Origin of the sequence: Micromonospora sp. NPDC051227 (assembly GCF_044455385.1) — a bacterium.
In the GTDB taxonomy this organism is placed as follows: Bacteria; Actinomycetota; Actinomycetes; order Mycobacteriales; family Micromonosporaceae; genus Micromonospora.
The window spans coordinates 159,108-181,231 of the sequence record NZ_JBITET010000001.1 but is presented as its reverse complement, the minus strand read 5'-3'; the positions used below and the strand labels follow the sequence as shown (position 1 = coordinate 181,231).

Genomic DNA, 22,124 nt, shown 5'->3' with positions numbered 1-22,124 from the left:
TGATGGCCGGATCGGTGCCGATGCCGGTCAGCATAGCTGTCCGTGCGCGGAGCCAGTGGCCGGAATACTAGGCGTGCAGCCAGACGCGGAGAGGACCGGTGGTGGTGAAGCCGGCGGCGAGCGCCGGCGTCAGGTCCGGGGTGGGTTCGTAGCCGACCAGCGGCGTGTTGGGCAGGCTGGCGCACACCGCCCGCCAGATGTCCCGGGAGTTGTCGGTGCGGGTGAACAGGTTGGAGACGCCGTACGGGCCGTCGCCGCTGAGCACCGCCCCACCGGTGATCACACCCCGGTCGTCGCGGCGAGCGAGAACCCGAACCCGGGGGTCGGCCAGGAGCGCGGGGCGGAACAGCTCCCCACCGCCCTGGGCCGCCGCCCAAACCGCCAGCTCGTCGGGTGTGGTGACCGGGGCCATCGGTGTGTCGACAGGTGGTGCCGACGGCGGCCGGTGGATCCACTGGGCGTCGAAGAGCACCTGGAACCCGTACCCGGACAGGTCGAGGTCGGCGAAGCTGTCCTTCACCGACGCGCCGGGCCCCGCGTCGATCCGGGCCAGCAGGGCCTCCGCGTCGACGCCCGGCCGCACTGTGACCGCGTCCGGGTACCACCGTGGCGAACGGTGGGGAACCGACCAGGCGTCGGCGTCGGTGCGGCCGGCCAACCCGTGGCTGCCGCAGACGATGTCGCACCATTCGGCGTTGTTGCGGACCGCCGCCCCCCGCTCGTCCTTCAGCACGTCTGGCAGCCTAGACAGCCGGGGCGCTGGCTCAGGGGGCGTAGACCAGGTCCATCGTGTCGGTGTGCCCGGACCAGCGCAGGTCGAGGCGCCAGCAACCGGCCTGCGGCAGGTCGATGATCGACGGACCGGGGCCGCCGGCGACCTCCCGGATCACCCGGTTGTCCGTGCCGTCCAGCCTCGCGGTGATCACCAGGGTTGCCGGTGCGGTCGGGTTGGGCGAGGTCGTGGCGGCGCGGGCCACCCACAGGATCTTGTTGTTCGACCCGTCCGTTCGGACCTGCCGCAGGGGATGGGCGAACAGCACCGCCACGATGTCACCCTTCGCGCCGAAGACGTGCGGAACCCGCGCGTCCCCGCTGAACCCGGCGTCCGCCCAGTCGGGCAGGGACCCCGTCTCGACCCGCGCCGCGCAGGCGGTCGCGGTGCTCGCCGTGGTGGCCGCACCCGCCGTCGGCGCCGCTCCGCTGGTCGGGGTCGTGCACCCCGCCAGCAGGACCACCGAGGACGCCAGCATCAACCTGCCCCAGGAAACCATCTCGCCCCTTCCGGTACGCGCCGAGCACTCGTCGCACCTTTCCGACACCGCCCCGGCCCTCCGGGTTCCTCGTGCTCGGACCGGAAACGTCTACCGGGTTGGCGGCGGTGAGGCCAGAGGGGACAGACCCTCACGGGCGCATGTGAGGATGCCTACGTGGAACAGGCTGGGTCGGCGGGCGGCCTCGGACGCGACTAGCGACCAGAGATGGCGGGACGGGCTGACCGGCCAGGAACCACTGCTGGCACCTCGGGCGTAAGTCAGGACGTGATCGCCGTTGGCGAGCGCTGCGCGGAGTTTCAGTATGGCGCCGGACGCTCGGCTGGGACGCGTTCGTTCGACAAATTCGCTATCCGGTGGCCGGAGCGTAGTGATAGACAACCGAGGTGCAGAGCATTTTGGATTTCCCCGAGGTCCTGAGGCTGATCGATGACCGCTCGGCCGCGTTCCGCGCCGCGATCGCGTCCGCCCCCGACCTTGACGTCCAGGTTCCGACCTGCCCGGACTGGACGCTGCGCGAACTGGCGCAGCACCTCGGCGACGGCCGCCGCCGCCAGGCCGCCATCATCGCGGCGGGCCCGGGCGCTGAGCCCCCGGCGAGGACGGACCCGAAGGGCGCTCCGACCGCGCCCCGCGACCGCGAAGCCCTGGACGCCTGGCTCGCCGAGTCGACCGTGCTCATGCTCGACGCGATGCGCGAGGCCGGCCCGGACCGCGGCTGCTGGACCTGGTGGGGCCGCTCGCAGGCCCCGCAGACCAGCGGAGCCGTGGCCCGGCACCAGATCCAGGAGTTGGCCGTCCACACCTACGACGTCCAGCTCACCCAGGGGGCCGCACAGCCGCTGCCGACGGACGTCGCGGTCGAGGGCGTCGACGAGTTCCTGACGACCGTCGCGGCGACAACCGTCCCCTGGCCGTTCAAGCCGGCGACCATCGACCTGCACACGACCGAGGGCCGCTCCTGGCGCCTGACCCTCAACGCCGACGGCGTCCGCTGCGACGACCTCGCCGCCGACGCGCAGCCGGGCGACATGGCGATGCGAGGCGCGGCGAGCGACATGGTCCTCTACTTCTACGAGCGAGTCCCGCTCGACGACCTGGAGACCACCGGCGACATCCAGCCGATGGAGCAGCTCGCAGACTGGGACCCGAACGCGTAAAGGCACACCTGTGGCTGCCACGCCCCCGGCCAGAGCACTAGCCCAGTGAGCGCGCGATCTCGATCGCCTCGGCCTTGGTGAGGGTGCCCTCCAGCCGGTAGCTCACGTCGTTGTCCTGCCAGATCAGGGTCGATCCGGCAAGTCGGGCGGTCTCCCGGCGGATCCCGCCCGCCCGGTCCACGTAGGACAAGACGTGCGGGCCGTCGACCCAGACGGCGAAGTCGCCGTTCACCTGGACCCAGTTCGCGCCCGGCGGAGTGACCTCCTTGTGGAAGGCCAGGTCGAGGTGACCGTCGAACGCGTCGACGCGCAGCGCGCCCCCGTCGTAGAGCAGCGTCGCCACCCGGTACCGGCCCGTGGCGTCCGGGTCGGCGACCAGCACCTGCTCGGGCGTGCCCAGCGTCGCCGGCAGGCGGATCGGAAACCGCACCGACCGTTGGGCCTCGTCCAGGGCGACGGCCCGCTGCCCGGGCAATGGCGACGCGGTGCCGCCGGGCGGCGTCGGGGCGGGTGAGGTGGCGATGCTGACCCCGGCGAAGCGCAGCAGCCCCGTGACGACGTCGGCGATCGCGGCCCGCGTCGGCGGCAACACCGCCACCAGCAGGGCGACGAGCGCCACCGCGGCGAGCGACCGCCACCGGCGCCGCCGGGGCGCGGGCGTGCCGAGTCGTACGCGGACCCGGGCGGTCACGTCGGGCGGTTCGGGGGTGTCAAGCCAGGCGGACAGGTCGCGCAGTTCCCGTTCGAGGTCACCCATGCCGGACCTCCGCACGGTCGAGCAGGCCACGAAGTTTCGCCAGCGCCCGGGACGTACGCGACTTCACAGTGCCCCGGGGCCAGCCCAGAGCCGCCACCGTCTCCTCCTCGGTGAGATCGAGGAAGAACCGGCAGACGATCACCTCGCGGTCCCGTACCGGCAGTTGTCGCAGGGCCTGCACCAGCGACGCCCTGCGCTCCCCGGCGAGGACCGCGCCGACCGCGTCGTCCTCGGCGATCTCGGACGTCGGGTCCGCTGCCGCCGCCCGCAGGACGAGCCCGTCGCGCCGGCCACGGGAGCGGTGCAGGTTGCGGGTCTCGTTCGCGACGATCGCGAGCAACCACGACCGGAAGGACGCGTCACCACGGTAACGGGCCAGCTTCCGGTACGCCTTCACAAACGCCTCCTGGATGACGTCCTCGGAGTCCGAGCCCGCGCCGAGCAGCACCGCGGTCCGGTAGGCGGACGCGGTGTGCCGGGCGACCAGGAGGTTGTACGCCTCCAGGTCACCTGCCCGAGCGCGGGTGACGAGCGCCTCGTCGTCCAGGGGAGCCTCCGTTCGGATCACACTCATGACACCGCCCACCCGCTGCGGGTTCCACAGGGCTTTCCCGGCGTAGGTCAGCTCTCTTTCATCGGGCGTGCAGCGTATTGCCAGGAACCGGTGCTGCACTGGAGGGACGTCGAGGAGAGGGGTGGGGCATGAGCTGGTTCAACCGCCGGTCACGGGGTGCCGAGGCGACCCCGACGAAGCTGGACCGGGAGGCGACCCGCGACGACCTCGCGGCGCTGGAGGCGTTCGTCGCCACCCGGCGCGGGGTGGAGTTCTACCTGGAGCCGGAGACGACCGCGACGGACACCACAGTGGTGGCGATCGCCCACGACGGCGAGTGGATCCGCCGCCGTACCGGAACGCCCCGCGCGGCCGGGGCCATCGCCCGCAAGCACGCGGTGCCGCTGTACGAGGCGGCGCGCACCGGCTACCCGGAACGGATGCGGACCTGGAGCCGGGCCCACCCGGAACGCCACGCCCGCTGAGGCCAGGTCAGTGCGGCTGGGCCGGCGCGGGTTCCTGGAGAGCGGTCGCGCGGGCCTGCACCCGTCGGATTCGGGCGAGGTGACCGTGCGTAACGTCACGGCAAGCACGAGGAGGCAGAGAGCCGCTCCGCCCCAGAAGACCGCTCTGACGCTGACCAGTTCTGCGGTCAGGCCGGCGACCAGAGCCCCGAGCGGCATCGATCCCCAACTGGTCAGACGGCTGACCCCGCTGTACCGCCCCATCATCTCGTCGGGCACGACGAGTGCGCGCAGCGAGCTGTAGGTGACGTTCCACGCCCCGGAGCCGGTGCCGCCCAGGACGGTCGCCAGGGCGACCAGCCGGGGGGGACGAGGTGATCGCTGGTGCTGCCAGCAGGACAACGAGGCCAGCCATTGACGCGGCGAGGACGACCCGCCGTCGACGTGGCGTAGCGGAACCCCGACCGGCAGTTCGTCCACGTCGGCGAGGGTCCGGGTCGGCGGCAGGATGGCGAAGTCTTCCCAGGACGTCATCGCGCGTGCGCGGGCTTGAAAGCTCGGGCGGAGGCGGGGATCGGCGCGTACCTGCTCTTGCAGGTAGCGGTGGCTCCACGGCCGGGTGGCCTCCGGGCGCAGCAGCGACACCGCTGCCTCGGGTCCGACGATCTCCAGGTCGGGTCAGGCGCAGGCGCCCCACACGTGGTCCCAGTGATGGTGGATGTAGACCAGCCGGCGGGCTCCGGAAGCCCGGTGGCGGCCAGTGCGGCCTGGATCTCGCGGGCGTGCGCGGGGCTCTGCCCGGCGTCGATCATCACACTGCCGCGTTCGTCGGCGACGACGGCGACGCCGGCCTGGTCCGCCTCCGGGTCGGGATCGCCCGGACAGAGCCAGACCCGGCCCGCCAGGTGGTGGAACTGCGGGGCGACCATGGTGATCGACCTTCGAGATTGATCGCGGCCACTGGTGTGGCGTCCGCCGATCCCAGGTGAGAGTGTCGGCCGGCGCCGCCCCGCCCGATGATCGGTGCAGGTCAGAGTGCCTTCGGTCATCCTTTGCTCTGTTTACCTATAAGCGCCGGTGACCCTCCGTGCCCGGTGCACATAGGTAAGCAGAGCAAAGGACGTCGCACATTGATCTGGGGCATTGCGCCGCGCGGCGTCGCGCCACCGCAATCGCTGAAGCTCGATGGGTGCTGTCCGTCTGGCGGGACCGGACCGGCGTTGACCGGCGGCGCGGCGGTGTGGCAGCATTCGCGGCCTGACGGCAGTGAAGGAAGTCGGTGCGAATCCGACGCGGTCCCGCCACTGTCACCGGGGAGCGATCCCCCCTCGTGAGTCACGGCCGTGTGTCTGCGGTTGGAAGGCCGGGGGAGAGCGTCGATCCGGAAGCCAGGATACTTCGGCCGTCGGGACGTACCCCAGGGCGTGGACACCCGAGGAGGACCCGATGACGCACGGCGTCTCATTCATCGACGATTATCGTCGTATTGCGCTCCAGGCAGTGCATTCCAAGGACACCGGCCACCGGCACCGCTGAGCTGATCGCCCGGCGCTGACCGGCCCCGACATCTGCGTCGGCGCGCCGTTAGCTCGGGCTGTCGTACCGGCTGACGCCGTACCCACCCCGCATCGCCCCGGTCGCCCCGTGAGGGCCCAGGGCGTCACTTTCCGGAGCCTGCCGTGCGCATCCTGCTGCTGTCCACCGCCGACACCGACCTGCTGGCCGCCCGCGCCAGCGGCGCCGACTACCGGTTGGCCAACCCCGCCCGGGTCACCGTCGAGGAGGTGCCCGCCCTGCTCGACGGGGTTGCCCTCGTCGTCGTACGCCTGCTCGGCGGTCGGCAGGCGTGGCCGGACGGCCTCGCCGCGGTGCTCGCCACCGGCGTGCCGACGGTCGTGCTCGGCGGTGAGGCGGTGCCCGACGCGGAGCTGATGGCCATCTCCACAGTGCCGTCCGGGGTCGTCACCCAGTCGCTGGCCTACCTGGTGGAGGGTGGGCCGGACAACCTCGGGCAGTTGGCCCGGTTCCTGTCCGACACGGTGCTGCTCACCGGCGAGGGGTTCGCCCCGCCCGCCCTCACCCCGGCGTACGGCGTGCACGGCGAACACTCCGCCGACCCGGACCGGCCCACAGTGGGGATCGTCTTCTACCGGGCGCACGCGTTGGCCGGCAACACCGGTTTCGTCGACGTGCTCGCGGACGCGGTCCACCAGGCCGGAGGCAACCCGCTGCCGATCTTCTGCGGCTCGCTGCGCGGGCTGACCGCGGGTGCCGGCCCCCTCGGGCTCTTCGCCCGCTGTGACGCGCTGCTGGTCACGGTGCTCGCGGCCGGCGGTGCGGTCGCCGCGGACGCCTCCGGTGGCGGCGACGAGGACGCCTGGGACGTCGGCGCCCTGGCCGCCCTGGACGTGCCGGTCATCCAGGCGCTCTGCCTCACCAGCACCCGCGCGCAGTGGGCCGGCAGCGACGCCGGGCTGTCCCCGTTGGACGCCGCCATGCAGGTGGCCATCCCCGAGTTCGACGGCCGGATCGTCACAGTGCCGTTCTCGTTCAAGCAGATCGACGCCGACGGGCTCTCGGTCTACGCCGCCGACCCCGAGCGGGCCGCCCGGGTCGCCGGGATCGCGATGCGCCACGCCCGGCTGCGGTACGTGCCGCACGCCGACAAGCGGATCGCCGTCGTGCTCAGCTCGTACCCCACCAAGCACTCCCGGGTCGGCAACGCCGTCGGGTTGGACACCCCGGCCTCGGCGGTCCGGCTGTTCGCCGCGCTGGCCGAGGCTGGCTACGACCTGGGTGACGCGCCACCGCCCGACGACGGCGACGCGCTGATCCACGCGCTGATCGCCGCTGGCGGTCACGACGTGGAGTGGCTCACCCCGGAGCAGTTGGCCGCCGCCGAGGCCCGGATACCGGGGCCGACGTACCGGCGCTGGTTCGACCAGGTCCCGGCCGAGCTGCGCGAGCGGATGCGGGAGCACTGGGGTGAGCCGCCGGGCGAGCTGTACACCGAGGGCGGCGACATCGTGCTCGCCGGGCTGCGCTTCGGCAACGTGGTGCTGCTGATCCAGCCGCCCCGCGGCTTCGGGGAGAACCCGATCGCCATCTACCACGACCCGGACCTGCCGCCCAGCCACCACTACCTGGCCGCGTACCGCTGGTTGACAGCGCCGGTCGCGGACGGCGGCTTCGGCGCCGACGCCGTGGTGCACCTGGGTAAGCACGGCACCCTGGAGTGGCTGCCCGGCAAGGGTCTCGGCCTGGCCGCCGACTGCGCGCCCGACGCGGTCCTCGGCGACCTGCCGTTGGTGTACCCGTTCATCGTCAACGACCCCGGCGAGGGCACCCAGGCCAAGCGGCGGGCGCACGCCGTGGTCGTCGACCATCTGGTCCCGCCGATGGCCCGCGCCGAAACCTACGGGGACCTGGCCAAACTGGAGCAACTGCTCGACGAGTACGCGACAGTGCAGGCCCTCGACCCGGCCAAGGTGCCCACCGTACGGGCCCAGATCTGGGACCTGGTGCGCGCCGCCGAGCTGCACCACGACCTGCACGCCGAGGTCATGCCCGAAGCGGACGACTTCGACGACTTCGTGCTGCACCTCGACGGGTACCTGTGCGAGGTCAAGGACGTGCAGATCCGCGACGGGCTGCACATCCTCGCCGACGCGCCCACCGGCGAGCCCCGGGTCAACCTGGTCCTGGCGGTGCTGCGCGCCCCGCAGATCTGGGGCGGCGCCCGGGCCCTGCCCGGCCTGCGACAGGCCCTCGCCGTCGCGTACTCCCTCGACGAGCAGGAGCTGCTCGCGTCGCCGGGACAGCGACTGGCGCTGCCTGCGGCGCTGACCGACGTGGTGGACGGGCCGGCCGGCACCGCCGCCGACGCGATCGACCTCATCGAGGCCCTCGCGCGGCGGCTGGTCGTGGGCATGGAGACCCTGGACTGGGCCGTGGACACGGTTGACGCCGTGGTGACGGAGCTGACCGGTCAGTCGATCCCGGACGTCGCCGCGGTGCTGCACTTCGCCGCCACCGAGCTGGTGCCCCGACTGGACCGGACCACCGACGAGCTGACAAACACCCTCGGGGCGCTGGACGGGAGGTTCGTGCCGCCCGGCCCGTCCGGCTCACCCACCCGGGGCCTGGTCAACGTGCTGCCCACCGGCCGTAACTTCTACTCCGTCGACCCGAAGGCCATCCCCAGCCGCAACGCCTGGGACGTCGGGGTGGCCCTCGCCGACTCGCTGCTGGCCCGGCACCTCGCCGACACCGGGGCGTACCCCCGCTCGGTGGGGTTGACCGTGTGGGGCACCAGCGCGATGCGGACCCAGGGCGACGACATCGCCGAGGTGCTCGCGCTGCTGGGCTGCCGGCCGGTCTGGGACGACCGGTCCCGGCGGGTGACCGGCGTCGAGGTGGTGCCGACCGCCGAGCTGTGCCGCCCGCGTGTCGACGTCACAGTGCGCATCTCCGGGTTCTTCCGCGACGCGTTTCCGCACGTGGTGGCGCTGCTCGACGACGCCGTCCGGCGGGTCGCCGCCCTGGACGAGCCGGACGAGGAGAACTACCTGCGGGCGCACGTCGCCGCCGACCTCGCCGAGCACGGCGACGAGCGGCGGGCCACCGCCCGGATCTTCGGCTCCAAGCCCGGCGCGTACGGCGCCGGTCTGCTGCCCCTGATCGACGCCCGGACCTGGCGCAGCGACGCCGACCTGGCCGAGGTGTACGCGGTGTGGGGCGGCTACGCGTACGGACGGGACCTGGACGGGCGGGAGGCGCGCGCCGACATGGAGCGTTCGTTCGCCAGGATCGCGGTGGCGGTGAAGAACCAGGACACCCGCGAGCACGACATCGTCGACTCCGACGACTACTTCCAGTACCACGGCGGGATGGTGGCGATGGTCCGTCACCTCACCGGCACGTCACCGCAGGCGTACGTGGGTGACTCGGCGATGCCGCACGACGTGCGGACCCGCACGCTGGGCGAGGAGACCCGGCGGGTGTTCCGGGCCCGGGTGGTCAACCCGAAGTGGATCGCAGCGATGCGCCGGCACGGCTACAAGGGCGCGTTCGAGCTGGCGGCCACAGTGGACTACCTGTTCGGCTACGACGCCACCGCCGGAGTGGTCGACGACTGGATGTACGAGCACCTGGCCGCCGCGTACCTCTTCGACGAGACCACCCGGGAGTTCCTGGAGCAGTCCAACCCGTGGGCGCTGCGCGGCATCACCGAGCGGCTGTTGGAGGCCGCCGACCGGGGGCTGTGGGCCAAGCCGGAGCCGACCACCCTGGACCGGCTGCGGGACACGTACCTGGCCAGCGAGGGTGACCTGGAGGACCGGGTGTGAGCGCGAGGAGTGAGCCGGTTTTGCGAGCCCCGCAGTCGCGAACGAAAGAAGGCCCAGTGAGCGTCATTTACCCGTTCAGTGCGGTGCTCGGCATGGCCGACATGCGGCTGGCGTTGCTGCTCAACGCGGTCTCCCCGGCGATCGGCGGGGTGCTGGTCCGGGGTGAGAAGGGGACCGCCAAGTCCACCGCCGTGCGGGCCCTCGCCGCGCTGCTGCCCCCGGTGCGCCGGGTGGCCGGCTGCCGGTTCGGCTGTGACCCGGCCGAGCCCGACCCGGCCTGCCCGGACGGCCCGCACCCGGCCGACGCCGCCGCCGAGACCCGTCCGGCCCGCCTCGTCGAGCTGCCGGTGGGCGCCGCCGAGGACCGGGTGGTCGGCGCACTGGACCTGGAGAAGGCGATCGGCGAGGGGGTACGCGCCTTCGAGCCGGGCCTGCTCGCCGCCGCGCACCGGGGTGTGCTCTACGTCGACGAGGTCAACCTGCTGCACGACCATCTCGTCGACCTGTTGCTCGACGCGGCGGCAATGGGCCGCAGCCACGTCGAGCGGGAGGGCGTCTCGGTCAGCCACGCGGCCCGGTTCCTATTGGTCGGCACGATGAACCCGGAGGAGGGCGAGCTGCGCCCGCAGCTGCTCGACCGGTTCGGGCTCACCGTCGAGGTGGGCGCCAGCCGGGACCCGGAGATCCGGGTCGAGGTGGTCCGCCGCCGGCTGGCCGCCGACGCGGACCCGGTCGGCTTCGCCGCCCGCTGGGCCGACGCCGACGCGGAGATCGCCGGCCAGGTGGCCGCCGCCCGCCGCCGACTTCCCGGGGTACGACTGCCGGACGCCGCGTTGCGGCAGATCGCCGAGGTGTGTGCGGCGTTCGACGTGGACGGGATGCGGGCCGACATCGTCACCGCCCGGGCCGCCCTCGCCCACGCCGCCTGGCTTGGCCGGGACCGGGTGACCATCGACGACGTCCGGGTGGCCGCCCGGCTGGCCCTGCCGCACCGCCGCCGCCGCGACCCGTTCGACACCCCGGGGCTGGACGAGAAGCGCCTCGACGAGGCGTTGCAGCGCGCCCAGGACGCCCACCCCGACGACCCGGACGACGCCGGCCCGGACGACAGTGGCCCGGACGGCGGTGGCCCGGACGACAGTGGTCCGGACGGCGGTGGCCCGGCCGGTGGCGGCGGCCCGAACGGGGGCGGACCAGGTGGCGGCGGTCCGCAGGGCGGCGACGGCGGTGGCGACGGCGTCGACCACTGTGAATCCGGGTCGGCCGGGCACTCGGCGGCGCGTGACGGCGCTGGCCCGGACGGACGCATCGACGGCCCGGACGGCACCAACGGCTGGCCGCAGCGCCAGCCGGGCGACCAGGGCGACGACGACCGCTGGCCGCAGCGCCAGCCGGGTGACCGGGGCGGCGACGGCCAGAACTCGCGCCCGCGCACTGGCCGGCAGTCGGCGACCGGTGCCGACGACCCGACCGGCGGCGGGGAGTCCCAGCCGGTGGCCGTACCCCGGGGTGGGCTGAAGGCGCGGGTGCTCACCGCGCCCGGTCTGGGTGACGGAGTGCCGGGCCGACGGTCACGGGCCCGCACCGGGCGGGGCCGCACCACCGGCGCCCGGGTGCCGGCGGGTCGGGTCGGTGCGCTGCACCTGCCGGCCACGATCCGCGCCGCCGCGCCGCACCAGGCGGCCCGGGGCCGGCTCACCGGTCCGCTGCGACTGCGCCGGGACGACCTGCGCGAGGCGGTTCGTGAGGGGCGCGAGGGCAACCTGGTGCTGTTCGTGGTGGACGCGAGCGGCTCCATGGGCGCCCGGCAGCGGATGACCACAGTGAAGGACTCGGTGCTCGCCCTGCTCACCGACGCGTACCAGCGGCGGGACAAGGTCGCGGTGATCGCGTTCCGGGGTGCCGGCGCCCGGACCCTGCTGCCGGCGACCTCGTCGGTGCTGGCCGCCTCGACCCGGCTGGCCGAGCTGCCCACGGGCGGGCGTACGCCGCTGGCCGAGGGCCTGCTCGCCGCCGCAAATCTGTTGCGGGTGGAGCGCCTGCGCGACCCGAAACGCCGCCCGCTGGTCCTCATCGTCACCGACGGCCGGGCCACCGCCGGTACCCGCCCGCTGGACCGGGCGGCAGCGGCTGCCGCCGTCCTGGCCGCCACCGGTGCACCGTGCGTGGTCGTCGACTGCGAATCCGGCCCGGTCCGCCTGAACCTGGCGCCCCGTCTGGCAACCCAGCTGAACGCGCCCCTGCACACCCTGGCCACCCTCACCCACCCCCGCGATCTTGCACTTCCTGTCGTGGCATAAGGGATCAAGTGCGCATATGACCAACAGAAATCGCAAGATCGCGGAAGAGGCGGGCGCGGGAGTGCTCGCGGGACGGGGGACGGGCTGATGCCGCAGGGACAACCGAGTTCGGTGCCTCTTGACGGGTTGACGACCCGGCAGCGGCGGCACCGGCCACTGCTGATCGTCCACACCGGTCAGATGAAGGGGAAGTCGACGGCGGCCTTCGGTCTGGCGTTGCGGGCCTGGACCGCCGGGCTGCCGGTCGGGGTGTTCCAGTTCGTCAAGAGCGCCAAGTGGCGGGTCGGGGAGGAAAACGCCTTCCGGGCGCTCGGCGAGGTGCACGAGCGCACCGGCCAGGGCGCGCCGGTGGCCTGGCACAAGATGGGCGAGGGCTGGTCCTGGATCCAGCGCGGCGGCGACGCCGACCACGCCGCCGACGCCCTGGAGGGCTGGCGGCAGATCCAGCGTGACCTGGCCGCCGAGCGCTACGGGCTGTACGTGCTGGACGAGTTCACCTACCCGATGAAGTGGGGCTGGGTGGACGTCGACGAGGTGGTCGCCACCCTGGCCGACCGGCCCGGCTTCCAACACGTCGTGATCACCGGTCGGGACGCCGACCCGCGCCTGGTCGCCGCCGCCGACCTGGTCGCCGAGCTGACCAAGGTCAAGCACCCGATGGACGCCGGCCAGAAGGGCCAGAAGGGCATCGAGTGGTGAGCGCGCACCGGTTGCTGCCCCGGGTGGTGGTCGCCGCCCCGGCCAGCGGCCACGGCAAGACGACTGTGGCCACCGGGCTGCTTGCCGCGCTGCGCCGACGGGGCCTGACAGTCAGCCCGCACAAGGTCGGCCCCGACTACATCGACCCCGGCTACCACGCCCTCGCCGCCGGGCGGCCCGGGCGCAACCTCGACCCGTTCCTGGTCGGGGCCGACCGGATCGCCCCCCTGCTGCGTCACGGCGCGAGCGTCCCCACGCCCGCCGACATCGCCGTGGTCGAGGGCGTCATGGGCCTGCACGACGGCGCGGTGGGCCGCCGCGACTACGCCTCCACCGCGCACGTCGCTCGGCTGATCGAGGCACCCGTGCTGCTGGTGCTGGACACCACGGCGCAGGGCCGGTCGGCCGCCGCGCTCACCCTCGGCATGGCCGCGTTCGACAGGGCGGTACGGATCGGCGGGGTGATCCTCAACCGGGTCGGCTCACCCCGGCACGAGACGCTGCTGCGCGACGCCCTCGCCGAGGTGGGCGTACCGGTGCTCGGGGCGGTCACCCGCGCCGCCGAGGTGGCCGCGCCGGCCCGGCACCTCGGACTGGTGCCGGTCGCCGAACGGGCACCCGAATCGGTCGCGATCGTCACCGCGCTCGCCGAACTGGTCGAGGCCACAGTGGACCTCGACGCAGTGCTCGACCTGGCCCGGAGCGCCCCGCCGCTGACCACCCCGGCGTGGGACCCGGTCGCCGCCGTCGGTGGGCCGGCCGGCGTCGAGCGACCACGGGTCGCCCTCGCCGGTGGTCCGGCCTTCACCTTCTCGTACGCGGAGACCGCCGAACTGCTCACCGCGGCCGGCGCCGACGTCGTCACCGTCGACCCGCTACGCGACCCGGCGCTGCCCAGCGGCACCCGGGCGGTGGTGATCGGCGGTGGCTTCCCCGAGGCGTACGCCCAGACGCTGGCCGACAACACCGCGCTCCGCGCCGAACTGGCCGACTTCGACGGGCCGATCGTGGCCGAGTGCGCCGGACTGCTCTACCTCGGGCGGTCCCTGGACGGCGTACCGATGTGCGGCCGGTTGGACCTGACCGCCCGGATGACCGACCGGCTCACCCTCGGCTACCGGGAGGCCCTCGCCGTCACCGACTCCCCGGTGGCGCGCGCCGGTGAGCCGGTACGCGGCCACGAGTTCCACCGCACCACCACCGACCCCGGGCACGGCGACGCGCCGGCGTGGCGCTGGAACGACACCGAGCACGGCTTCGTCGCCGGCCGGGTACACGCGTCCTACCTGCACACCCACTGGGCCGGTCAACCGGACGCGGCCCGTCGACTGGTCGAGGCGTGCCGATGAGCGCCGACGCCACGCTCACCGGGGTCGGCGTCGGCCCGGGCGACCCGGAACTGCTCACCGTCAAGGCGGTGCGGCTGCTGCGCGAGGCCGACCTGGTCTTCGTACCCGTGATGGCGGACCGGGCCGCGCCCACCGACACCGCCGGCCCGACGCTGGCCGGTGCGGACCCCGGGCGGGCCGAGGCGACAGTACGGGAGCATGTCGCGGCGGAGCGGCTGCGCCGGCTGCCGTTCGCGCTGGACGACCGGGGTGGGGTCACCGCCCGCCGGGCGGCGGCCTGGGACGACGCGGCCCGGGTGGTGGTCGAGGCGATCGACGCGGGCGCACGGTCCCTCGCGTTCGCCACCATCGGCGACCCCAACGTCTACTCCACCTTCGGTTACCTGGCGCAGAGCGTCCGCGCGCTGCGCCCGGCGGTGCGGGTGGCGACAGTGCCCGGCGTCACCGCCATGCAGGAGCTGGCGGCGCGCAGCGGCACCCCGCTCTGCGAGGGACGCGAACCGCTCACCCTGCTGCCGGCCACCGCGGGCCTGGCGCTCTTCGCCGACGCCCTCGCCGGGCCGGGCACCGTGGTCGCCTACAAGGGCTGGCGGCGGCACCCGGAACTGCTCGCCGAGCTGCGTCGGCAGGGCCGCCTCGCCGATGCCGTACTCGGACGCAGTCTGGGGCTCCCCGGTGAACGCGTCGGGCCGGTCGACGACACCGAGCACGACCTGCCGTACCTGTCGACGCTGCTGGTTCCGGCCCGCCGCGAGCACCGAGGAGGAAAGCTGTGACCAGCGACGGCAAGGTGTGGTTCGTCGGAGCCGGCCCGGGGGCGGCGGATCTGCTGACAGTGCGGGCCGCCCGGGTCATCGCCGAGGCGGACATCGTGATCTGGGCGGCCAGCCTGGTGCACGCCGACGTGCTCGATCACGCCCGCCCCGGCGCGGAGATCGTCGACTCGTCGCAGCTGCCCATCGAGGGGGTGCTGCCGCTCTACCAGCGCGCCGCCGAGCAGGGGCTGAGCGTGGCCCGGATCCACTCCGGAGACCCGGCGCTGTGGGGCGCGGTGCAGGAGCAACTGGACGTGTGCCGGGCGCTCGACCTGTCCGTCGAGATCGTGCCCGGCGTGTCCTCGTTCACCGCCGTCGCGGCGATCGTCGGCCGCGAGCTGACAGTGCCCGAGGTGGCCCAGTCGGTCATCCTCACCCGTCTCGAAGGCGGCAAGACCCCGATGCCGCCCGGCGAGCGGGTCCGTGACTTCGCCCGGCACGGCACCACCATGGCGCTGTTCCTCTCCGCCGCCCGCTCCGGGCAGGTGCAGGTCGAGCTGCTGGCCGGCGGCTACCCGGAGGACACCCCGGCCGTGGTGGCGTACCAGGCGACCTGGCCCGACGAACTGGTGGTGCGCTGCACGGTCGGCACTCTGGAGGCGACGGTCAAGCAGCACAAGCTGTGGAAGCACACACTCTTCCTGGTCGGTCCGGCCCTCGCCGCCGAGGGCACCCGCTCTCACCTCTACCACCCCGGGCACTTCCACACCTTCCGTCGGGCCGAGCCGGCCGCCCGCGCCGAGCTGCGTCGTCAGGCCAGCGCCCGCACCGGGGGGACAGCCACACCGGGGCACACACCATGACGTACGCCGAGCCGCCGCTGCGCGAGCCGGACCTGCCGCGTACCGCGAAGGTCCGGCCCACCGCGCTGCGCACCGGCTGGACCACCGGCGCGTGCGCGACGGCGGCGGCGAAGGCCGCGGTCACCGCGCTGGTCACTGGCACCACTCAGCAGGAGGTGGAGATCGGGCTGCCCGCCGGACGGCGGGTGCGCTTCCCGGTGGAGCGCTGCGAGGTGACCGGCACCCCACCGGTCCGCGCCGAGGCGGTGGTAATCAAGGACGCCGGGGACGACCCGGACGTCACCCACGGCGCCGAGTTGACCGCCACCGTGAACTGGACCGATGTGCCCGGTCTGCGGCTGGCCGGTGGTGCCGGCGTCGGCACCGTCACCAAACCCGGCCTCGGGCTCGCGGTCGGCGGGCCGGCGATCAACGACACCCCCCGCCGGATGATCGGCGAGGCGGTGGCCGAGGTGGTCGACCTCAGCGAGGTCGGGGTCCGGGTGGTGATCAGCGTGCCCCGGGGCGAGATCATGGCCCGCAAGACCACCAACCGTCGCCTCGGCATCCTCGGCGGCATCTCGATCCTCGGCACCACCGGGATCGTCCGTCCCTTCTCCACCGCGTCGTGGCGCGCCAGCGTCGTGCAGGCCGTGCACGTGATGGCCGCCCAGGGCGAGCCGACAGTGGTGCTCTGCACCGGCGGGCGTACCGAACGGGCCGCCCGCGCGCTCCTGCCCGACCTGCCCGAGGTCTGCTTCGTCGAGGTCGGCGACTTCACCGGGGCCGCGGTGACCGCCGCCGTGGGTGACGCGATGACCGGGGTGGTCTTCGTCGGCATGGCCGGCAAGCTCGCCAAACTCGCGGCCGGCATCCTGATGACCCACTACACCCGCTCCACAGTGGACCTCTCCCTGCTCGGCGCGGTGACCGCCGAGGCCGGAGGCGACCCGTCGCTGGTCGCCGCCGTGACCGAGGCGAACACCGGGCGACACGCGTACGAGCTGTGGGAGGCCGCCGGGTTGCTCGCCCCGGCGGGCGACCTGCTCTGCCAGCGGGTCCGCCAGGTGCTGCGGCGCTTCGCCGGGCCGACGGTCACAGTGGACGTGGCGATGGTCGACTTCGCCGGAGCGCACGTCGTCGCCTCGTCCGGCCGGTGGCCCCGATGACGCGGGTGGCGTCGGTGGCCCCGCTGACCGCCGTGACCGTGGTCGGCCTGGACGCGGCGGGCGCGCCGCCGCACCCCGCGCTCGCCCCGGTGCTGGCCACCGCCGGGCTGGTGGTCGGGGCCGCCCGGCACCTGGCCGCGGTGCCCGTACCGGCCGGCGCGGACACCGTCACCCTCGGGCCGCTCACCCCAGCCCTGCGCCGCCTCGCCGCTGCCGTCGACGCCGGGGTGCCGGCCGTGGTGCTGGCCAGCGGCGATCCCGGCCTGTTCGGCATCGTCCGGCGGCTGCGCGCGGCCGGGCTGCCGCTGCGGGTGGTGCCGGCGGTGTCCAGTGTGGCCGCCGCGTTCGCCCGCGCCGGGCTGCCCTGGGACGGCGCGGCAGTGGTCACCGCGCACGGGCGCGACCCCCGAGCAGCAGTGAACGCGTGCCGGGCGCTGCCACTGGTCGCGGTGCTCACCGCGCCCGGCGCCGGTGCGGCCGAGTTGGGCGCCGGCCTGATCGGCTGGTCCCGGCGCCTGCTGGTCGCCGAGCACCTGGGCACCGCCGCCGAACGGATCCGCGCGGTGACCCCCGAGCAGGCCGCCGCCGAGACCTGGGCCGACCCGCACGTCCTGCTCAGCCTCGCCGACCCCGTACCGGCCGGGTCCGCGCCCGCCGACGCCGCGCCCGCCGACGCCGTTCCCAGGAGGCGCGCGGCCGGCGGGATGCGCGCCGACAACCAGCCCGCCGCCGCGCCGGCCGGTGGCTGGGCGCTGCCGGAGAGCCGGTACGCCCACCGCGACTCCATGATCACGAAGTCGGAGGTGCGCGCCCTCGTCGTCGCCCGGCTGCGCCCCCGACTGGGCCGGCTGATCTGGGACATCGGGGCGGGCAGCGGCTCGGTCGGCATCGAGTGCGCGCTGCTCGGCGCGGCGGTGCTCGCCGTCGAACAGGACCCCGAGGCCGGCGCGACCGTCCAGGCCAACGCCGCCGCGCACGCCGTGCACGTCCGGCTCGTTCCCGGACGTGCCCCGGCGGCGCTGGCCGACCTGCCCGAACCCGACGCGGTCTTCGTCGGCGGTGGCGGTGTCGACGTCCTCACCGCCGTGGTGGCCCGCCGACCCGAGCGGGTGGTGCTCACCCTGGCCGCACTGGACCGGGTCGCGCCGGCCGTGGGTCTGCTGCGCGCCGCCGGCTACACGGTCGAGGGCAGCCAGCTCTCCGCCGCCCGCCTCGCCGACCTGCCCGGCGGGTCGATCCGCCTCGCGGCCACCAACCCGGTGGTCGTCCTCACCGGGGAGCGCCAGTGACCGACCAGAACCCACCCGCCCGGATCGGCCTGGTGGCGGCCACCGCCGCCGGCCGCCGGCACGCCGACACAGTGACCGCCGCCTGGCCGCACGCCCGGCTGGTCGAGGCGGAGACCGTCGCCGACGCGCTGCGGACCGCCTGGGTCGGGTGTGACGCGGTCATCGCGTTCCTGGCCACCGGGGCGGTGGTGCGGATCGTCGCGCCGCTGCTCGACGACAAGCGCACCGACCCGGCGGTGGTGGTCGTCGACGAGGCGGCCCGGCACGCCGTGGCGCTGCTCGGTGGGCATGCCGGCGGGGGCAACGCGCTCGCCGAGCAGGTCGCCGCCCTGCTGGACGCCCAACCGGTGATCACCACCGCCACCGACGCGGTCGACCTGCCGGGGCTGGACACCCTCGGCTGGCCCGTCCAGGGCGCGGTCGCCGCGGTGTCCCGGGCCATCCTGGACGGCGAGCCGGTCCGGCTGATCGCCGACGCCGACTGGCCGCTGCCCGCCCTGCCCCCGAACGTGCGCGCCGCCAACGAGGACCCGACGGACGACGGGTACCGGCTGCTGGTCACCGACCGGGTGGTGTCGCCCGACGAGCGGACGGCCGTGCTGCGGCCGCCGTCGCTGGTCGCCGGCGTGGGCGCGAGTCGGGGCGTACCCGCCGCCGAGGTGGCGGAGCTGCTGCACCGGGTGCTGGCCGAGGCCGGCCTCGACCCGGCGAGCCTGCGCTGCCTGGCCACCGCCGACATCAAGGCCGACGAGGCGGGCATCCGCAGCACCGTCGACGCGCTCGGCGTACCCCTGGTGACCTGGCCGGCGACGCGGCTGGCGGCGGTCGACGTGCCGCACCCCAGCGAGGTGGTCCGCGCCGCGGTCGGCACGCCGAGCGTGGCGGAGGCCGCGGCCCTGCTCGGCCCGGACGGCCGTGCCGACGACGCGGCGCTGCTGGTGGGGAAGACCGCGACGGCGATGGCCACCGTGGCGGTGGCCCGGCACGCGCCACGCGGCCGGCTGGCCGTCGTCGGCCTCGGGCCGGGCGCCGCCGACCTGCGCACCCCCCGCGCGGTGGCCGAGCTACGTCGCGCCGCCGTGGTGGTCGGCCTCGACCAGTACCTGGAGCAGGTCCGCGACGTGCTCCGCCCCGGCACCCGGGTGCTCTCCAGCGGGCTGGGCGCGGAGGAGGCGCGGGCGCGCGCCGCCGTCGCCGAGGCCGCCGCCGGCCGGGCGGTCGCGCTGATCGGCTCCGGCGACGCCGGGGTGTACGCGATGGCCAGCCCCGCCCTGGAGTACGCCGACGAGCGCATCGACGTGGTGGGCGTGCCCGGCGTCACCGCCGCCCTCGCGGCCGGGGCGCTGCTCGGCGCGCCGCTCGGCCACGACCACGCCTACCTGAGCCTGTCCGATCTGCACACCCCCTGGGACGTCATCGAGCGGCGGGTGACCGCCGCCGCCGAGGGTGACTTCGTGACGCTCTTCTACAACCCGCGCAGCCGGGCCCGCGACTGGCAGCTCGGCAAGGCGCTCGGCATCCTCGCCGCGCACCGGCCACCGGACACCCCGGTGGGCGTGGTGCGCAACGCCAGCCGCCCCGGCGAACGGGTGCACCTCGCCACACTGGCCACGCTCGACCCGGCCATCGTCGACATGTACAGCGTCGTGGTCGTCGGTAGCAGCGACACCCGGCTGGTCGCCGGCCGGATGGTCACGCCCCGGGGGTACCGATGGCGATCGTGACGATCGGCGCCTGCCAGGGCTGCGGCGCCTGCCTGCTCACCTGCCCCACGCACGCGATCCGACCGGTCGCCGGTGGCCTCGCGGTCCGCGCCGACCGGTGCACCGGCTGCCTGGAGTGCCTGGAGATCTGCCCGGTCGACGCGATCCGCGTCGCCGATGCCACGGACGCGATCCGCGTCGCCGAACCCGACGAACGTGGAGGAGCCCGATGAGCCGGATGGTGCATCCGATCGAGGTCGAGTCCTACCGCATCCTGCGCGAGCGGGTCGACCTGTCGCACCTGCCGCCGCTGAGCCGCGCGGTGACCGAGCGGGTGGTGCACGCCAGCGCCGACCTCGCGTACGTCGACGACCTCGTCTGCGACGAGGCCGCCCTGGAATCGGGGCTGGCGGCGCTGCGCGCCGGTGCGCCAGTGGTCACCGACGTGGCGATGGTGGCCGCCGGCATCACCCGGGCCGGCCTGGAACTGGTCTGCCCGGTCGCCGAGCCGGCCGCCGCCGCCCTGGGCCGCTCGGCCGGGATCACCCGCTCGGCGGCGGCCGTCCGGATCGCCCTGGAGCGGGTCGGGACCGGAGCGGTCTGGGTGGTCGGCTGCGCGCCTACCGCGCTTGTCGAACTACTCACCCTGGACGCCGCGCCGGCGCTTGTCGTCGGCCTGCCGGTCGGCTTCGTGGGTGCCGCCGAGTCGAAGGCGGCGTTGCGGGCCAGCGGCCTGCCCGCCGTGTCCAACGTGGGGGAGAAGGGTGGCTCGGCGGTCGCCGCCGCCGCCCTCAACGCCCTGCTCTACGTCGAGGAGAAGTCATGACCGGGTTGGTCATCGTCGGGCACGGTACGCGCAGCGCGGCCGGGGTCGACCAGTTCGCCGCTCTCGTGGAGCGGGTCCGTCGTCGCGGTGACGTCGCTGACGTCGAGGGCGGCTTCATCGAGCTGTCCCGTCCGCCGCTTACCGACGCGGTCGGTGCGCTCGTGGCGCGCGGGCACCGGGCGCTTGTGGCGTTGCCGCTGGTGCTCACCGCCGCCGGGCACGGCAAGGGCGACATCCCCGCCGCGATGGGGCGGGAGCAGCAGCGTCACCCCGGGCTGACCTACCGCTACGGTCGCCCACTCGGCCCCCACCCGCTGCTGCACGACGCCCTCGAACAGCGCATCGACGCGGCGCTGGCTGGTGCCGACCGGGCCGGCACGTGGGTGGCGTTGATCGGGCGGGGGTCCACCGACCCGGACGCCAACGCCGAGGTCGCCAAGGTCGCCCGGCTGCTCTGGGAGGGGCGCGGCTACGCGGGCGTGGAGCCGGGGTTCATCTCCCTGGCGCAGCCGTCGGTGCCGGCCGTGCTGGAGCGCCTGCGCCGCCTCGGCGCGCGACGGATCGTGGTGGCGCCGTACTTCCTGTTCGCCGGGGTGCTGCCCGACCGGATCGTCGCCCAGTCGGCGGAGTTCGCCGCCGCCCACCCCGACCTGGACGTCCGCGTCGCCGAGGTGATCGGCGACTGTGACGCCCTCGCCGACCTCGTCCTGGAGCGGTACGCAGAGGCGCTGGGCGGGGACATCCGGATGAACTGCGACACCTGCGCGTACCGGGTGTTGATGCCCGGCTTCGCCGACAAGGTGGGTCGACCGCAACGCCCGCACGACCACCCCGACGACCCGGTCGGCCACCACCATCACCATCACGGGCACGACCACCACGGGCACGCACACCACGACCACGGCTCGGTCGCCGTGGTCGGCGGCGGGCCGGGGCCCGACGACCTGATCACGGTACGCGGAAAGGCGCTGCTCGACGCCGCGGACGTCGTGGTGGTCGACCGACTCGCCCCGCAGGGGCTGCTCGCCGGGCTGCGCCCCGACGTGCTGGTGATCGACGCCGCGAAGGTGCCCCGTGGCCCGTCGATGGCCCAGGACGCGATCAATCACGCCCTGGTGTCACACGCCCGCGCCGGCAAGCGGGTGGTTCGGCTCAAGGGCGGCGACCCGTACGTCTTCGGGCGCGGCCACGAGGAGGTGCAGGCCTGCGAGGCGGCCGGTGTGCCGGTGACGGTGGTCCCCGGCGTGAGCAGCGCCCTCGCTGCGCCAGCGCTGGCCGGCGTGCCGGTGACTCACCGGGGCGTGGCGCACGATGTGACAGTGGTCTCCGGGCACCTGCCGCCCGGGCACCCCGACTCGCTTGTCGACTGGGCGGCGCTGGCCCGCGCCCGAGGCACCGTTGTGCTGCTGATGGCCGTCGACACCATCGCCAAGATCGCGGCGGTGCTGATCGAGCACGGCCGCGCCCCGGAGACTCCGGTGCTCGCCGTGCAGGACGCCGGGCAGCCCGACCAGCGGTCGGTGCCCGCCCGGCTGGACGAAATCGGCGCGGTCGCCGCCCGGGAGGACATCCGTCCACCCGCCGTCTTCGTCCTCGGTCCGGTGGTCGCACTCACGACCACCGGGCCGACGGTCTGACG

General features: G+C 74.4%; 18 protein-coding genes, 1 pseudogene and 1 riboswitch. Of the genes and pseudogenes, 14 read left to right on the top strand and 5 right to left on the bottom strand.

Features of this window, described 5'->3' with window-relative positions; translation table 11 throughout:
• Positions 1 to 67 precede the first annotated feature (67 nt).
• Together ACIA47_RS00925 and ACIA47_RS00920 are read right to left on the bottom strand one after the other, a co-directional pair.
• Complete coding sequence (locus ACIA47_RS00925) at positions 68 to 733, bottom strand: hypothetical protein (protein ID WP_396704318.1); 666 nt, start codon at positions 731 to 733, stop codon at positions 68 to 70.
• A 31-nt stretch (positions 734 to 764) separates the two neighbouring features.
• Complete coding sequence (locus ACIA47_RS00920; RefSeq protein ID WP_396704316.1) at positions 765 to 1,250, bottom strand: hypothetical protein; 486 nt, start codon at positions 1,248 to 1,250, stop codon at positions 765 to 767.
• A gap of 407 nt (positions 1,251 to 1,657) precedes the next feature.
• Here ACIA47_RS00920 and ACIA47_RS00915 point away from each other — a divergent pair, with 407 nt between their 5' ends.
• The gene (locus ACIA47_RS00915) at positions 1,658 to 2,431 is read left to right on the top strand and encodes a maleylpyruvate isomerase N-terminal domain-containing protein (RefSeq protein ID WP_396704314.1); all 774 of its coding nucleotides are present in this window, start codon (positions 1,658 to 1,660) and stop codon (positions 2,429 to 2,431) included.
• Between the two features lie 37 nt (positions 2,432 to 2,468).
• On the opposite strand, the gene ACIA47_RS00910 is transcribed toward ACIA47_RS00915, so the two are convergent.
• Positions 2,469 to 3,188 carry a hypothetical protein gene (locus tag ACIA47_RS00910; RefSeq protein ID WP_396704312.1) on the bottom strand — a complete coding sequence of 240 codons (720 nt, stop codon included), beginning with the start codon at positions 3,186 to 3,188 and terminating at the stop codon, positions 2,469 to 2,471.
• Positions 3,181 to 3,762, bottom strand: coding sequence for an RNA polymerase sigma factor (locus ACIA47_RS00905; RefSeq protein ID WP_203126294.1), 582 nt, complete (start codon positions 3,760 to 3,762; stop codon positions 3,181 to 3,183). The genes ACIA47_RS00910 and ACIA47_RS00905 overlap by 8 nt, the downstream gene beginning before the upstream one ends.
• A gap of 128 nt (positions 3,763 to 3,890) precedes the next feature.
• Here ACIA47_RS00905 and ACIA47_RS00900 point away from each other — a divergent pair, with 128 nt between their 5' ends.
• Positions 3,891 to 4,226 carry a hypothetical protein gene (locus ACIA47_RS00900; protein ID WP_112588084.1) on the top strand — a complete coding sequence of 112 codons (336 nt, stop codon included), beginning with the start codon at positions 3,891 to 3,893 and terminating at the stop codon, positions 4,224 to 4,226.
• Positions 4,227 to 4,253: 27 nt separating this feature from the next.
• Here the strand turns inward: ACIA47_RS00900 and ACIA47_RS00895 are convergent.
• Positions 4,254 to 4,739 (bottom strand): annotated as a pseudogene (locus ACIA47_RS00895) (MFS transporter); the annotation flags it as partial.
• A 735-nt stretch (positions 4,740 to 5,474) separates the two neighbouring features.
• A riboswitch (cobalamin riboswitch) is annotated at positions 5,475 to 5,604 on the top strand.
• A 280-nt stretch (positions 5,605 to 5,884) separates the two neighbouring features.
• Here ACIA47_RS00895 and cobN point away from each other — a divergent pair.
• The 12 genes from cobN (at position 5,885) to cobA (ending at position 22,122) form a co-directional block, all read left to right on the top strand.
• Entirely contained in the window at positions 5,885 to 9,553 is a 3,669-nt protein-coding gene (gene cobN / locus ACIA47_RS00890) for a cobaltochelatase subunit CobN (RefSeq protein ID WP_396704309.1), read from the top strand.
• The gene (locus ACIA47_RS00885; protein ID WP_396704307.1) at positions 9,550 to 11,853 is read left to right on the top strand and encodes a magnesium chelatase subunit D family protein; all 2,304 of its coding nucleotides are present in this window, start codon (positions 9,550 to 9,552) and stop codon (positions 11,851 to 11,853) included. The genes cobN and ACIA47_RS00885 overlap by 4 nt, the downstream gene beginning before the upstream one ends.
• Positions 11,854 to 11,940: 87 nt before the next feature.
• The gene (gene cobO / locus ACIA47_RS00880) at positions 11,941 to 12,552 is read left to right on the top strand and encodes a cob(I)yrinic acid a,c-diamide adenosyltransferase (RefSeq protein ID WP_357518557.1); all 612 of its coding nucleotides are present in this window, start codon (positions 11,941 to 11,943) and stop codon (positions 12,550 to 12,552) included.
• A complete protein-coding gene (locus ACIA47_RS00875; RefSeq protein WP_396704305.1) occupies positions 12,546 to 13,901 on the top strand; it encodes a cobyrinate a,c-diamide synthase in 1,356 nt (451 codons plus the stop codon). The genes cobO and ACIA47_RS00875 overlap by 7 nt, the downstream gene beginning before the upstream one ends.
• Complete coding sequence (gene cobI / locus ACIA47_RS00870; protein WP_396704303.1) at positions 13,898 to 14,677, top strand: precorrin-2 C(20)-methyltransferase; 780 nt, start codon at positions 13,898 to 13,900, stop codon at positions 14,675 to 14,677. The genes ACIA47_RS00875 and cobI overlap by 4 nt, the downstream gene beginning before the upstream one ends.
• Positions 14,674 to 15,519 carry a precorrin-4 C(11)-methyltransferase gene (gene cobM / locus ACIA47_RS00865; protein WP_396704301.1) on the top strand — a complete coding sequence of 282 codons (846 nt, stop codon included), beginning with the start codon at positions 14,674 to 14,676 and terminating at the stop codon, positions 15,517 to 15,519. Before cobI ends, cobM begins: the two co-directional genes overlap by 4 nt.
• Positions 15,516 to 16,667, top strand: coding sequence for a cobalt-precorrin-5B (C(1))-methyltransferase (locus tag ACIA47_RS00860; RefSeq protein WP_396704299.1), 1,152 nt, complete (start codon positions 15,516 to 15,518; stop codon positions 16,665 to 16,667). The genes cobM and ACIA47_RS00860 overlap by 4 nt, the downstream gene beginning before the upstream one ends.
• Positions 16,664 to 17,956, top strand: a complete 1,293-nt coding sequence (cbiE, locus tag ACIA47_RS00855) for a precorrin-6y C5,15-methyltransferase (decarboxylating) subunit CbiE (RefSeq protein ID WP_396704297.1) — start codon at positions 16,664 to 16,666, stop codon at positions 17,954 to 17,956. Before ACIA47_RS00860 ends, cbiE begins: the two co-directional genes overlap by 4 nt.
• Entirely contained in the window at positions 17,953 to 19,680 is a 1,728-nt protein-coding gene (gene cobJ / locus ACIA47_RS00850; protein ID WP_396704295.1) for a precorrin-3B C(17)-methyltransferase, read from the top strand. The genes cbiE and cobJ overlap by 4 nt, the downstream gene beginning before the upstream one ends.
• Positions 19,668 to 19,892, top strand: a complete 225-nt coding sequence (locus ACIA47_RS00845) for a DUF362 domain-containing protein (protein ID WP_396704293.1) — start codon at positions 19,668 to 19,670, stop codon at positions 19,890 to 19,892. The genes cobJ and ACIA47_RS00845 overlap by 13 nt, the downstream gene beginning before the upstream one ends.
• Complete coding sequence (locus ACIA47_RS00840; protein ID WP_396704291.1) at positions 19,889 to 20,485, top strand: precorrin-8X methylmutase; 597 nt, start codon at positions 19,889 to 19,891, stop codon at positions 20,483 to 20,485. Before ACIA47_RS00845 ends, ACIA47_RS00840 begins: the two co-directional genes overlap by 4 nt.
• Positions 20,482 to 22,122, top strand: coding sequence for a uroporphyrinogen-III C-methyltransferase (gene cobA / locus ACIA47_RS00835; protein WP_396704289.1), 1,641 nt, complete (start codon positions 20,482 to 20,484; stop codon positions 22,120 to 22,122). The genes ACIA47_RS00840 and cobA overlap by 4 nt, the downstream gene beginning before the upstream one ends.
• Positions 22,123 to 22,124 lie beyond the last annotated feature (2 nt).

Bases quoted from the DNA above. Each gene is read 5' to 3' on its own strand.
- ACIA47_RS00920 (WP_396704316.1), bottom strand. From the start codon at position 1,250: ATGCTGGCGTCCTCGGTGGTCCTGCTGGCGGGGTGCACGACCCCGACC.
- ACIA47_RS00910 (WP_396704312.1), bottom strand. From the start codon at position 3,188: ATGGGTGACCTCGAACGGGAACTGCGCGACCTGTCCGCCTGGCTTGAC.
- ACIA47_RS00905 (WP_203126294.1), bottom strand. From the start codon at position 3,762: ATGAGTGTGATCCGAACGGAGGCTCCCCTGGACGACGAGGCGCTCGTC.
- ACIA47_RS00900 (WP_112588084.1), top strand. From the start codon at position 3,891: ATGAGCTGGTTCAACCGCCGGTCACGGGGTGCCGAGGCGACCCCGACG.
- cobO (WP_357518557.1), top strand. From the start codon at position 11,941: ATGCCGCAGGGACAACCGAGTTCGGTGCCTCTTGACGGGTTGACGACC.
- cobI (WP_396704303.1), top strand. From the start codon at position 13,898: ATGAGCGCCGACGCCACGCTCACCGGGGTCGGCGTCGGCCCGGGCGAC.
- ACIA47_RS00860 (WP_396704299.1), top strand. From the start codon at position 15,516: ATGACGTACGCCGAGCCGCCGCTGCGCGAGCCGGACCTGCCGCGTACC.
- cbiE (WP_396704297.1), top strand. From the start codon at position 16,664: ATGACGCGGGTGGCGTCGGTGGCCCCGCTGACCGCCGTGACCGTGGTC.
- ACIA47_RS00845 (WP_396704293.1), top strand. From the start codon at position 19,668: ATGGCGATCGTGACGATCGGCGCCTGCCAGGGCTGCGGCGCCTGCCTG.
- ACIA47_RS00840 (WP_396704291.1), top strand. From the start codon at position 19,889: ATGAGCCGGATGGTGCATCCGATCGAGGTCGAGTCCTACCGCATCCTG.
- cobA (WP_396704289.1), top strand. From the start codon at position 20,482: ATGACCGGGTTGGTCATCGTCGGGCACGGTACGCGCAGCGCGGCCGGG.